At 50.6% G+C, this 12,224-nt stretch carries 10 protein-coding genes; 6 read left to right on the top strand and 4 right to left on the bottom strand.

The window, feature by feature from the left end:
* Positions 1–5: 5 nt before the first annotated feature.
* Positions 6–365 (top strand): Hpt domain-containing protein, encoded by a 360-nt coding sequence (locus FCN78_RS09075; protein WP_069361189.1) that lies wholly within the window; start codon positions 6–8, stop codon positions 363–365.
* Here FCN78_RS09075 and yvcK read toward each other — a convergent pair.
* Together yvcK and FCN78_RS09065 are read right to left on the bottom strand one after the other, a co-directional pair.
* Positions 297–1,229, bottom strand: coding sequence for a uridine diphosphate-N-acetylglucosamine-binding protein YvcK (gene yvcK / locus FCN78_RS09070; protein ID WP_077659387.1), 933 nt, complete (start codon positions 1,227–1,229; stop codon positions 297–299). The genes FCN78_RS09075 and yvcK overlap by 69 nt on opposite strands.
* A gap of 206 nt (positions 1,230–1,435) precedes the next feature.
* Positions 1,436–2,008 carry an LON peptidase substrate-binding domain-containing protein gene (locus FCN78_RS09065; RefSeq protein WP_077521160.1) on the bottom strand — a complete coding sequence of 191 codons (573 nt, stop codon included), beginning with the start codon at positions 2,006–2,008 and terminating at the stop codon, positions 1,436–1,438.
* Positions 2,009–2,823: 815 nt separating this feature from the next.
* Between FCN78_RS09065 and FCN78_RS15870 the strand changes: the two genes are divergently transcribed.
* The 5 genes from FCN78_RS15870 (at position 2,824) to FCN78_RS09045 (ending at position 9,558) form a co-directional block, all read left to right on the top strand.
* Positions 2,824–2,988, top strand: coding sequence for a hypothetical protein (locus tag FCN78_RS15870; protein WP_155522562.1), 165 nt, complete (start codon positions 2,824–2,826; stop codon positions 2,986–2,988).
* 675 nt (positions 2,989–3,663) lie between these two features.
* The gene (locus FCN78_RS09060; RefSeq protein WP_077659388.1) at positions 3,664–5,340 is read left to right on the top strand and encodes an ABC transporter substrate-binding protein; all 1,677 of its coding nucleotides are present in this window, start codon (positions 3,664–3,666) and stop codon (positions 5,338–5,340) included.
* Positions 5,341–5,457: 117 nt separating this feature from the next.
* Positions 5,458–6,378, top strand: a complete 921-nt coding sequence (gene oppB / locus FCN78_RS09055; RefSeq protein WP_069361193.1) for an oligopeptide ABC transporter permease OppB — start codon at positions 5,458–5,460, stop codon at positions 6,376–6,378.
* A gap of 10 nt (positions 6,379–6,388) precedes the next feature.
* A complete protein-coding gene (gene oppC, locus FCN78_RS09050) occupies positions 6,389–7,300 on the top strand; it encodes an oligopeptide ABC transporter permease OppC (RefSeq protein WP_100297933.1) in 912 nt (303 codons plus the stop codon).
* Between the two features lie 146 nt (positions 7,301–7,446).
* Complete coding sequence (locus FCN78_RS09045; protein ID WP_077659389.1) at positions 7,447–9,558, top strand: methyl-accepting chemotaxis protein; 2,112 nt, start codon at positions 7,447–7,449, stop codon at positions 9,556–9,558.
* A 16-nt stretch (positions 9,559–9,574) separates the two neighbouring features.
* Here the strand turns inward: FCN78_RS09045 and FCN78_RS09040 are convergent, their stop codons facing one another.
* Both FCN78_RS09040 and purB read right to left on the bottom strand, forming a co-directional pair.
* The gene (locus FCN78_RS09040; RefSeq protein WP_077659390.1) at positions 9,575–10,723 is read right to left on the bottom strand and encodes a ribosomal protein uL16 3-hydroxylase; all 1,149 of its coding nucleotides are present in this window, start codon (positions 10,721–10,723) and stop codon (positions 9,575–9,577) included.
* Positions 10,724–10,834: 111 nt separating this feature from the next.
* Complete coding sequence (gene purB, locus FCN78_RS09035; protein ID WP_077659391.1) at positions 10,835–12,202, bottom strand: adenylosuccinate lyase; 1,368 nt, start codon at positions 12,200–12,202, stop codon at positions 10,835–10,837.
* Between the last annotated feature and the right edge of the window lie 22 nt (positions 12,203–12,224).

Raw genomic sequence — 12,224 nt, 5'->3', positions numbered from 1 at the left:
GATGTATGGCCACCACAGTAAATACTGACACATTACGTCGACTGAAATCAGAAGTAGGCGAGGATACGGTGACGGCTTTGCTCACTGTTTTTAGCGATGAGCTATCGCAATACCATTCTCAATTGTCTGGTTCTCCGTCGATCGAGCAAGTGCGTGAGATCAGCCATGCGATAAAAAGCAGTGCAGCCAGTTTTGGTGCGGATGATCTGGCCGAGATGGCGCGTGAGTGTGAATCACGGGTCAAGCAAGGCCAACAAGAGTGGATGACACATCATTTAGATGAGCTAACCGAAATGCTACGAGGAACGGCTTCTACCTACCGAGAAATGGCCGTCGAGCAGAGTTTCATCAATAGCTTGACGTAGTTTATCCCTGTCATGACGCCAATGATGATTTGAAGAGGACAAGCTGGCCTCTTTTTGTTGGTAACGCGTGGCGAGCTGCGGCGCGTGTTGTTCTCCGATCACAACATCGATTTCTTTCCCGCCCATCGCGCGCTCGCACCAGGAAAGCATCGTTGCTAAAGGCATCTCGCCCGCTGGCCCGATTTCCTTGCCAAGGTTCCTAATAAACGCCAGCTTGGCCTGCGCATGTTTTAACGCACGGCCGAGTTCCGGGACCAATAGTGGCGGCATCACACTGGTCAAAAAGCTGCCAGGGCCGAGTAAAATCAAGTCAGCCTGCTCGATAGCCTCAATCGCTTCGCGGGTCGCGGGGACGGTTGGGGACAAAAAGAGACGCGTCGGTGGCGCGCTTAGCTCATCAATGTGTGTTTCCCCCGACACTGTTTCGCCCTCTGGCGTTAACGCGGCAAGCTCAGAAGGGTGCTCAGACATCGGCAGTAAATTGGGGCGGATATCTAGCAGATCGCGAATAAGTTGGATGGCTTCAAGCGGACGGACTGAGAGGTTATCCAGCGCCGTCAGGATCAGGTTACCTAAATTATGCCCGTTCAGCTCACCTTTCCCTTTGAAGCGATATTCAAACAGCATGGAGCCGACCGAGGGCTCGGTAATTAGTTGGTTGAGGCAGTTACGAATGTCGCCCCAGGCTATCCCCCCTTGGCATGCGCGAATACGACCCGTTGACCCGCCGTTATCGGTTGTGGTGACAATGCCTGTTACCTGCTCGCCATAGTCCCCCAATGCCGATAAGACGCGTCCCAGACCATGTCCGCCCCCAATCGCGACGATACGTTGTGAATGCTGATCTGAAACTTGTTGGGTCATTGCTTGGTTTCCTGAGAAAAAATCAATGCGCATAGTTTACCTGAAGCTCGAGCGACAAGGTATTGACCGCAGCAGTAAAGTGTGAACAAGTCAGGAAAGTAGGATGAAGGGTGAAAGCAAAAAAAAAGAGGTAACGTGTCGCGTTACCTCGCCCAATCAAGCAAATGAATAATTAGGGCAAATAGCAAGGCAGCAATAAAAACGGTTTAATGGGGATCTTGCATCATGCTCAACAGATAATCCCGTGTGGCGACACAGGAGCTGTTCGCCATTAACTGTTGTTTTTCCCCGGTGGGGAGCGGCAGCAGCTCTAACCAGCGCTGGCATAACCACGCCAAATTGGAGAACTCGGTCTCTCGGTGCATTTGTTGTAGTTCAGGATAGCGCTCAAACATCGACTGTAAGCGCTCCACGAGAGGCTCGCTTTGTTTGTCGACGTGGCAATCAGGCCACCGAGGTAACGCGTTTACCGAGGCAAACAAGATGTGGTTGTGCTGCTGGTTAAACGCATGAATCGCAAAGCGTGCGGTTCCCCGTGCCGTGATCACTAAGCAGCCATCTTCTTGGCTTCGGGTATAGTCCTCAATTTCAATAAAGGTACCAATATCCACGTGAGAGCGCTGAGCTTGTGTTTCCGCCATACACACCCCGATAGGCAGTCCATGCTTTAACGCGAATACGAGTGTGTCTAAAGAGTCGCCTGTTGGAATGCGAAGAGGCATCCGCCCCCCTGGCAAGATGTGACGATCATTAAACAAAATTGGTGTGGATTGTCCCATGTGACACCCCCTGACAAGCAATGGCGTTGGTCTAGTAATTTAGATATTGCAAAAGGGGTGCCTACTTTTTGAAACGCCCTTATACCAGCGGTTCGGCATGGTGACGCCGCGGTTGCGTAGCGCTTGAGAGAGAAAAGTCGCAATTTGCAATGCAAATCCGCTCGCGATACCGCATTACGCAAACGCTAACTTGCCCGCGTTGTGGCGGCTTGTGAGTAGGGGGCTGCTCTGACTCGTCGTCAGCATCGCGGTATAAAGACAAAAAAATAGCCTCGACTTGGAGGCTATTAAAGGGGTGTTTTAACATCAACACCGCGTTAGCGGTTAACCTGTGGTTTTTTTCCTTTATTTGGGTTGTAACCATGGCGAACGCGAGCGCATAAAGGGCGCGAGGTTGAGCTTTGTGGTCTCATAGTCTTGCTTTTTACTCTCTTGTCGGAAGAAAAATCAGGTTGATGATCGGGAACAACTCATCAACAACATAATGATGGGGGATATGGCGTCGAATAACAACATTGTTTGCTTAAAAAAGCATCAATATTGGTATTTCGTCTAAACAGCCGCTTATTATCAGCAAATGTTATTAAACTAAGGCAAGAGCGGGCCGACATCCGCTCTGGTCCTGGGTTGCGACGTCAAGGTGCTATAGGGACGATACTGTCTGGTATGCCTTTTCGGCCATATTTTGCTTTATTGACGATGAAGGTGTAGCGTAAAAATTGCACAAGCGGTTTGTACTGGCGCAACAGCCGATCACACTCGGTCGGTGTTGTGCGAGTGACTGTGCCAAATACTGATGAGTTCAGGAGGACACAATGAAACACAAGCGCTATAGCAACAAGAAAATGAAAGAAATGCTCAACGAGGTCATGCCAGAAATGGAAAAAGCACGCGAGGACAACCGTGCTCTGCACGATGAGGCCAATGATCGCTCATCCGATAGTGGCCCCGTTTTTAGTCCCGACGATGCCAAAAAATAGTGGTTTACAGGACAAAGCCAGCCTCGAAGCTGGCTTTGTTGCGACATTATCACCGCTCGAGTCTACCGTAGCAGCCGTTTCTACCTTCTCCCTCTATTTTATATCCTCGCTCGACCCTCGTGCCTATTCGCGATGACAGGTTCCATTAACGCTCATCCAAGCCAGATTTTGTGACCGTGATAGCTGTCTGACATCACGTGCATGTGTTTCTGTTGAGTTTTTCCGACAAATAACGTTTAGTAACGGCTTTACAATTAAGTAACATTTGACGCATATTGGCAGTCAAAGTCACTGAGATTGCGAAGATAGAGAGAGGCTTGTGTGTTCTTTTGACTGCAAGCTAGTTCAGCATTAGTGCCAATGCCCCCAGATTCAGTATAAATAGCAATTTGTTCCGTATTTTGTTTCTTGTGGTGAATAAAGCGCTAACGCGGCCTCGTCTTACCAGCTTAAAATTCCTTTATGTGACTTTTGAGTAGTGAAAGATGAGTTTTTAATCTCATTCTATGGCAAAATACTTCAGATTTATGGCAAAACACAGCGTTGCTTGGTAATGTTTTGCCTCTAATCGCGCAGTGAGGCGTAGCACAGCTTTTTAGATTGTGCAAAACGGATTCTCCCGCCAAGCGGCGTCGATTGTCATGGATGCAATAGCGATTGTTATGGAGTTACACGATGAAGCTAAACACGATCACCCGAACCCTCTTTATGGGCGCTGGCCTTTCTCTGGCTCTAGCAGGATGCAGCGAACCAGAGCAAAAACAGACCTCTCAATCTAACCCTGAAACCAAACAACAAGCCGAGTCCGCGACAGGCGAACCGCAACTGGCGGCAGAGCAAGAACTCGTGCGTGGCAACGGTGCCGAAGTGGCGTCGTTAGATCCGCATAAAACCCAAGGTGTGCCAGAATCGCACGTTATTCGTGACCTGTTAGAAGGCCTGGTTAACCAAGATGCAGATGGCAATGTCATTCCAGGCGTCGCTTTACGCTGGGAAAACAAAGATAACAAGGTGTTTACCTTTTATCTGCGGGAAGACGCCAAATGGTCTAACGGTGATCCTGTGACCGCGCAAGATTTTGAATACAGCTTTAAGCGTGTGGCTGATCCAATGACCGCATCACCGTATTCTTGGTATCTTGGCTACACCCACATGGAAAATGCCAAAGCCATCATCAAGGGTGACAAAGACAAAGACACATTGGGCGTTGAAGCGCTAGATGATCATACCCTTCAGGTGACGTTAGATACCGCCGTGCCTTACCTGGTTAAAATGATGGGCCACACCACCATGAAGCCGGTGCATAAAGAAACGGTAGAAGAATATGGCGATCAGTGGACCAAGCCTGAAAACTTCGTCGGTAATGGTGCGTATGTGGTCGACGAATGGGTGATTAACGAGCGTCTTGCATTAACACGCAACGACCAATATTGGGATAATGAAAACACCACGCTCGATAAAGTGACCTATTTGCCGATTGAAAACCAAGTATCGGAAATGAACCGCTACTTGGCTGGCGAAATCGACATGACGTATGAGATCCCTAACGAGCATTTCCGTCGTCTTAAAAAGGAACATCCTGAGGATCTTTCAATCGTCGGTAACCTGTGTAGCTATTACTACATCTTCAATACCAAGCGTGAACCTTTTAATGACGTGCGTGTACGTAAGGCGCTGTCTTACGCGATTGACCGTAACGTGATCACTGATGCCTTGCTGGGTCAGGGTCAAAAGCCGGCGTACTTCTTGACGCCTGAAATCACTGCTGGATTTGATCCTGAGCTGCCTGCGTACGCGAAGATGAGCCAAGAAGAGCGTGACGCGGAAGCGAAGCGTCTGCTCAAAGAAGCTGGATTCGGTGAAAATAATCCGCTTGATTTCTCACTGCTGTATAACACCAGTGAAAACCACAAAAAGTTGGCCGTCGCCATTGGTCAAATGTGGAAAGACAAGCTGGGTGTGGATGTTGCACTCAATAACCAAGAGTGGAAAACCTACCTTAACACCAAAGATGAGGGGAACTTTGATGTGGCGCGTGCCGGTTGGTGTGGCGATTACAACGAAGCCTCTACTTTCCTTAGCTTGATGCGCAGCTCTAACTCGTCAGGTGGTGTGCACTATGATAGCCAAGCCTACGATGCGATCATGGAAAACGCCATGACCACTACAGACGACGCGAAACGCACACAACTGTACTTGGATGCAGAAGCCCAAATGGCAAAAGACATGCCGATTGCGCCTATTTACCAATATGTAAAAGCGCGTCTGCTTAGTCCACAAGTCGGTGGCTTCCCTGCCAATAACGCTGAAGAAAAGATCTACTCAAAAGATCTTTACATCAAGGCGGAGTAACGCCTGATTCACAGCTGATAAGGGAGCTGCAACATGCAGCTCCCTTGGCTGGTTGTCGCTATGTAGGTATCGCCTAGGTAGCGGACGCTGTGAGGCTCAAAACGAAACGGTACAGTTATGTTGAAATTTATCGCCAAGCGCCTTTTGGAAGCTATTCCAACCTTGTTGGTCTTAATTACTATCTCTTTTTTCTTGATGCGGTTTGCACCAGGCAACCCTTTTTCAAGCGAACGCCCATTGCCCCCTGCCGTAATGGAGAATATCAATGCCAAATACGGCCTCGATAAGCCGGTGTTTGAGCAGTACACCACCTATTTGGGGAATATCCTAAAAGGCGATTTTGGTCCCTCATTCAAGTATGTGGACTACTCGGTGAACGAGTTGATCGCGGGCTCGCTCCCCGTGTCAGCGCAAATTGGTGCTGTCGCATTTATTTTTACCCTCTTATTCGGCGTGAGCATTGGCACCATTGCCGCGCTTAAGCAGAACACCTGGATTGATTACACCATTATGTCCACGGCCATGTTGGGCGTGGTGATGCCATCCTTTGTGCTCGCGCCCGTGCTGATTTACATCTTCGCCATTAATCTTGGTTGGCTCCCTGCGGGTGGCTGGCAAGGCGGGGGCTGGCAATTTATGGTGTTGCCGATGATTGGCATGTCCTTGCTGTACGTGGCCACATTTGCTCGTGTGACTCGAGGCAGCATGATTGAAACCCTAAACAGTAATTTTATCCGTACCGCGCGTGCCAAAGGGCTCAGTTACCCTAAAATTATTGTTAAACATGCGCTCAAGCCTGCGATGCTACCGGTTGTCTCCTACATGGGGCCCGCGTTTGTGGGCATTATTACTGGGTCGGTGGTGATCGAAACCATTTTCGGCTTGCCGGGTATCGGTAAGCTGTTTGTGAACGCCGCGTTTAATCGTGATTATTCATTAGTGCTTGGTTGTACCATTTTGATCGGTACACTGACCATTCTTTTCAACGCGATCGTCGATATCCTGCTTGCGTATATCGATCCTAAGATTCGTTACTAGGGGTGACATGATGCTGACGAAAAAAGAAAACATTGACGCCCTCGAAAACTTTGCTGAAGAAGTCGATGTCAAGGGGCGTAGCCTTTGGCAGGATGCAGCGATTCGTTTTAAGCGTAACCGTGCTGCGATGGCGAGCTTGGTGATTCTTGTATTGATTGGTTTGAGCGTGATCCTTGGGCCCTACATCAGTGCTTATGCCTATGACGCGACCGATTGGTATGCGATTCATGCCGCGCCTTCATTGGGCTTAGAGGGCCATTGGTTTGGTACCGATGCGTTAGGCCGAGATCTCTTTACTCGCACCATGATGGGTGGGCGTATATCGATCATGGTAGGCGTCATGGGCGCCTTTGTCGCCGTCTTGATTGGTACCTTATATGGTGCCACATCAGGCTTTATTGGTGGTCGCACCGATGCGGTGATGATGCGTCTGGTGGAAATCCTCCAATCTATTCCGTTTATGTTCTTTGTGATTGTGCTGGTCACCTTCTTTGGCCGTAATATCGTACTGATCTTCGTGGCCATTGGCTGTATTGCCTGGCTAGATATGGCACGTATTGTGCGCGGTCAAACCCTGAGCTTACGCAGCAAAGAGTTTGTCGAAGCCGCTCATGTGTCTGGGGTCAGTACCCGTCATATCATTACCCGCCATATCGTGCCAAACGTGCTTGGGATTGTTGCGGTTTACTCGACCTTACTGGTGCCGAACATGATCTTGTTTGAGTCTTTCTTGAGTTTCTTGGGGTTAGGTGTACAAGAGCCAATGACCAGTTGGGGGGCCTTACTACAAGAGGGCTCGCAAACCATGGAAATTGCGATTTGGCAGCTGCTGTTCCCTGCCGCCTTTATGGTGATGACATTGTTCTGTTTTAACTATGTTGGCGATGGGCTTCGTGACGCCTTGGATCCAAAAGACAGATAAGCGACGTTTTTTGCCATCGTAAAAAACGCAATAATATGAAAAGCGCAGGTTTATTTCCTGCGCTTTTTTGTTACTGTTAAATGCGTGTTTCAAGGATGAGAATCGATAGCAGTGGTGGCTGTCGATAGAGTGACAAAGGAGCTGTCATGCGATCCCTCTCAATTCAATGGAAGGTCACCCTGGTGGCCAGTGTGTGTGTTGCCGTAACCGCGGTGACATTATTAACCTTCTCAACATACGTTAATAACCAGTTTCAGCAAACGGTCGGGCAAGCGAGTACCCAAACGCTGCGCAGTGCCGCCCAGCGCCTCGCGACCAGCCAAGCCCAAGTGCAAGCGACGCATGTTCAACGCTCGTTGGATGAAGCGGTGTATCGTGCCCAAATGCTGGCGCAAAGTGTGGTGTACCTACAATATAACGCTGAGCAAAACTTTACCGACAGTGGTGAGCTTCGCGGCTCAATCAATGAGCTGGTGCGGCGCTCAGTGGAGAACTTCGATACGGTGCAAGCTGCGTTCGTGGTGTTTAAGCCCAACGCGCTCGATCAAGAAGATGATTTTTATCAGCTCGATACAGAACGGGGCGCCAATGCCGCAGGGCGTTTTGCCAGCCGCTGGCAAAAGCGGGACGGCGAGCTGCAAGGTACCGTGCTCAGTGAGAAACAAATTAACAACGGCGATAAAAATGACAACGGGCAAGCAGCGAATCATTGGTACCAGTGTCCATTGAGCCAAGGCGCCGCTTGTGTATCTGCGCCCAAACAAGCGGGCAGCAGTATGAGTGTCACCATTTCCTCACCGCTGATGCGTGATGGGCAAGTGCTGGGGGTACTAGGCATTGATATTGCGCTTGGCGGCTTACAGTCAGTGATCTCAAAGGCGGATAAAGCCCTTTTTGATGGCGCTGGCAATGTCAGTGTACTAAGCCAAGGTGGGCGAGTAGTCGCGTCGGATAACTCGCAAGCAACGGGAGGGAAGGTCGATGATTTGCCGTCGGCGCCCGATAACATGGGTGGGTGGCTGACCGAAGGTCAACCACAGACCGTGTGGCAAAAAAGCCAGTTGATGACCTATGTGCCAATTGCTTTGCCAGGCACCACGTGGGGAGCCCTTATCACCTTGCCGGAAGAGGTCTTACTCTCTGAGGCAAACCAATTAAGCCAACAAATTACCGCGCAACGCAGTCAAGCCGCGTGGACAGAACGTAGCTTAGGGGTTGTGGCAACCCTGCTTGCCTTGGTGATCGCCGGATTCGCGGCGCGCCAAATCGTTAAACCCCTGAAGCTACTGGCAGAACGTTTGGCAGAGATTGCCGACGGCGATGGCGATCTCACGCAACGTATCCAGCTTAAAAATCGTGATGAAATCGGGGTACTGGCGGGGCGCTTTAATCGCTTCCTCGACAAGCTGCAGCCTATTATGGCGAATGTGATTAATAGCGTTGAAGAAGCGGAACATACGGCCAAAGAAGCTGCCCGTGTGGCCGCGCAAACCCGAGATGGTAGCCGTGAACAAGTATCAAGCTTGGATGCAGTGGCGACAGCATCAGAAGAGATGACGCAAACCGCCTCACAGGTTGCCAGCCATACTGAGTCAGCGCTGACTGCAGCCAACGCGGTCAACACCGCCACAGAGAGCGGTGAAAAAATTGTGACTGGTTCATCGCAAGCCATGGCGCGTTTGGTGGAGACGCTGAATGGAGCGACCCATGATGCGCAAGCCTTACAAAAGAGTAGTCAGGACATTACTGAAATCTTAACCGTGATTGATACCATGTCTGAGCAAACTAATTTGCTGGCGTTAAATGCGGCGATAGAAGCGGCGCGTGCGGGTGAGCAAGGGCGCGGGTTTGCGGTAGTCGCTGACGAAGTGCGTGAACTGTCACAGCGTACTAACCAGTCAATCACCCAGATCCGTACCGTGATTGATTCGTTGCAGTCCGGCGCACAATCAGTGGTAGCGGCGATTCATGATGGGAATCAGCTAGCGGATGATACCGCTGAAAAGGTGCAAGAAACCGTCACCAGTTTGGACCAAATTCGTACTGCGATGCAGGATATGATGGGGCTTAACAGTGAAATTAGCGCGGCGGCGGAACAACAAAGCGCGGTGTCAGGCGACGTGACGCAAAACGTGACCCATATTCGTGAGCGCAGTGATGAACTCTTGTCGCATGCCGAATCGGCGGCGAGTATTGCCAGTCAACTGGAAGCGCTGGCTGGCCGTCAGCGTGCGCTAACGGCCCAGTTTAAAGTCTAACCTTGGTGAGCCGCGGTTACTCTGGCGCTTCCTCTAGAGGATACCAGTAGCCGCGGTTTACCCACAGCGTCAGCATCGGCCAAAACAGACTATTGTCAGCGGCTTTACCGAGCGTTTCCCAATCGACAAAACGTTGATTGCACAGCTTAGGGGTCAGTGACTCACAGCCTTCCGGTAAGTCAAAGCTCTCACCGAGCATAAAAACCATCTCTGGCTGATCGGCGTGATAGAACGCACGCAAGCCACTGAGCTTTTCCAGACAGAGTCCATCTTGCATGGCGGCTTTGAGACTGTCTGGTTGCCACTGAGGATCGGGGCTCAGCAAATCGAGTTCATGCCGAGCTTGAGAGAGAAACTCGCCAATCCAGCGCTTTTTACGGGTCTCGTCGTGCATTAATGCCATCATCATTTCGTCCATCTGGGCGAGATGCTGTGGATCCAATGCCGCAGGCGCGTCTGGTTGGGCTGACATGGCAGGCCAATGGAAATGATTATCGCCGGCTTCGTCGACAATCACTTGGTCGGCATAACTGCTCAGTAGCTCGCGGGCTTTTGGTGAGCGATAGCCAATTGAGTAGCTGAGTGAAGGCTCAAGGGTATCGCCTTCGTGTGGAAAGCCTGGCGGGATATAAAGAATATCGCCTGGCTCTAGCACCACATCGATGATGGCATCAAAGCCGGTGATCTGCTTGAGCCCGGTGTCTAAGTTGGCTTCTTGGTAATCACCTTTTGGCCCAACGCGCCAACGGCGGCGGCCTTGGCCTTGCACGATAAACACATCATACTGGTCAATGTGTGGCCCGACGCCGCCCTGAGGCTGGGAATAACACACCATCACATCGTCAAATAGCCACTGCGGTAGCGAGGTAAATGCGTCAGCCAGTTCACGTACGCCTAGGTGCCAATGGTTAGCGGCTTGTACCACCAGTTGCGCATGGGTCTCTGGGAAATCATCGAAGTGCTCGAAAGGGCCGTTTGCGACTTGCCACTTGCCATCGGCTTGGGTCACTAGGCGCGAGTCAATGTCCTCTTCCATCGCGAGTCCTGCGACTTCTTCAGGCTCAATCGGATCGTCAAAATCGGCTAATCCCTGGCGGATAACGGTGGGGCTTTGATGCCAATGTGTGGCCATAAATTCGGCGAGCGAGAACTGAAATTGATACATAACGACTTAGTTTACGAAATTTGCGGCAGTATAACGTGACGAGCGGGGCGGTGCGAGGGGGAGAAAAAACGGCCTCCATATTGGAGGCCGCGAGCATTGGATGCGTTTTGCTTACAGTTTGTCCGTGAGCTTGACCGCATCGCCAATGTAGTTAGCCGGTGTCATTTGCTTCAAGCGTGCTTTCTCGTGCTCAGGCAAATCAAGATTATCAACAAAGATACGCATTCCTTCGCCATCAACCCGTTTGCCACGTGTCAGCTCTTTGAGCTTCTCGTAGGGCTTTTCTATCCCATAACGACGCATCACGGTTTGAATAGGCTCGGCAAGGACTTCCCAGTTTTGATCCAATTCCGCTTCGAGTGCGGCTTGGTTCACTTCCAGCTTGCTGATCCCTTTCAGAGTCGACGCATAAGCAATCAGGGTGTAGCCCACACCCACACCGAGGTTACGTAATACGGTGGAGTCAGTCAGGTCACGCTGCCAGCGAGAAATCGGCAACTTTTGCCCAAGGTGAGAGAAAATGGCATTGGCTAGGCCGAGGTTACCTTCCGAGTTTTCAAAATCAATCGGGTTAACCTTGTGCGGCATGGTCGATGAGCCAATTTCACCCGCGATAGTTTTTTGCTTAAAGTGGCCCAGCGCAATGTAGCCCCAGATATCACGGTCAAAATCGATCAAAATGGTGTTAAAACGCGACACGGCATCAAAAAGCTCGGCAATATAGTCATGCGGCTCAATTTGGGTGGTGTACGGGTTCCAGTCAATACCTAATGAGGTCACAAAGGCTTCGCTGTAGGCATGCCAATCGATCTCTGGATAGGCCGACAAGTGCGCGTTGTAGTTGCCCACTGCGCCGTTGATTTTACCCAGGATCTCACTGCTTTTAACCTGCTTGATTTGGCGCGCCATGCGGTACGCCACGTTTGCCATCTCTTTACCCATGGTCGATGGAGACGCAGGCTGACCGTGGGTGCGTGAAAGCATGGGCACATCGCGGAACTGCTGAGACAGGTCTTGAACAGCGTCAGCCAGGCGCTGCATTTCTGGCACAATCACGGTGTCACGTGCTTCTTTGAGCATCAGTGCATGTGACAGGTTATTAATGTCTTCAGAGGTGCAGGCAAAGTGAATGAACTCACTCACGGCATGGAGTTCTGCGTTATCGGCAATCTTTTCTTTTAGAAAATACTCAACTGCTTTGACATCATGATTGGTGGTACGCTCAATCTCTTTGATACGCGCGGCATCTTGCTCATCAAACTCAGCAGCAATGCGGTCGAGTTGGGCATTGGCGTCATCGCTAAAAACGGGCACTTCAGCAATGCTGTCTGTGGCTGCCAGTTTTTGCAGCCAACGGATTTCTACGATGGTGCGGTATTTAAGCAATCCAAATTCACTAAAAATCGATCGCAACGCAATCGTTTTCGTACCGTATCGGCCATCGACCGGTGAAACAGCAGTCAGCGCTGACAGTTCCATTTTTTGTCTCCTGAGTTCAATC

Origin of the sequence: Salinivibrio kushneri (genome assembly GCF_005280275.1) — a bacterium.
Classification (GTDB): Bacteria; Pseudomonadota; Gammaproteobacteria; order Enterobacterales; family Vibrionaceae; genus Salinivibrio; species Salinivibrio kushneri.
The sequence above is the reverse complement of the archived record's forward strand: the minus strand, read 5'-3'. Positions and strand labels throughout refer to the sequence as shown.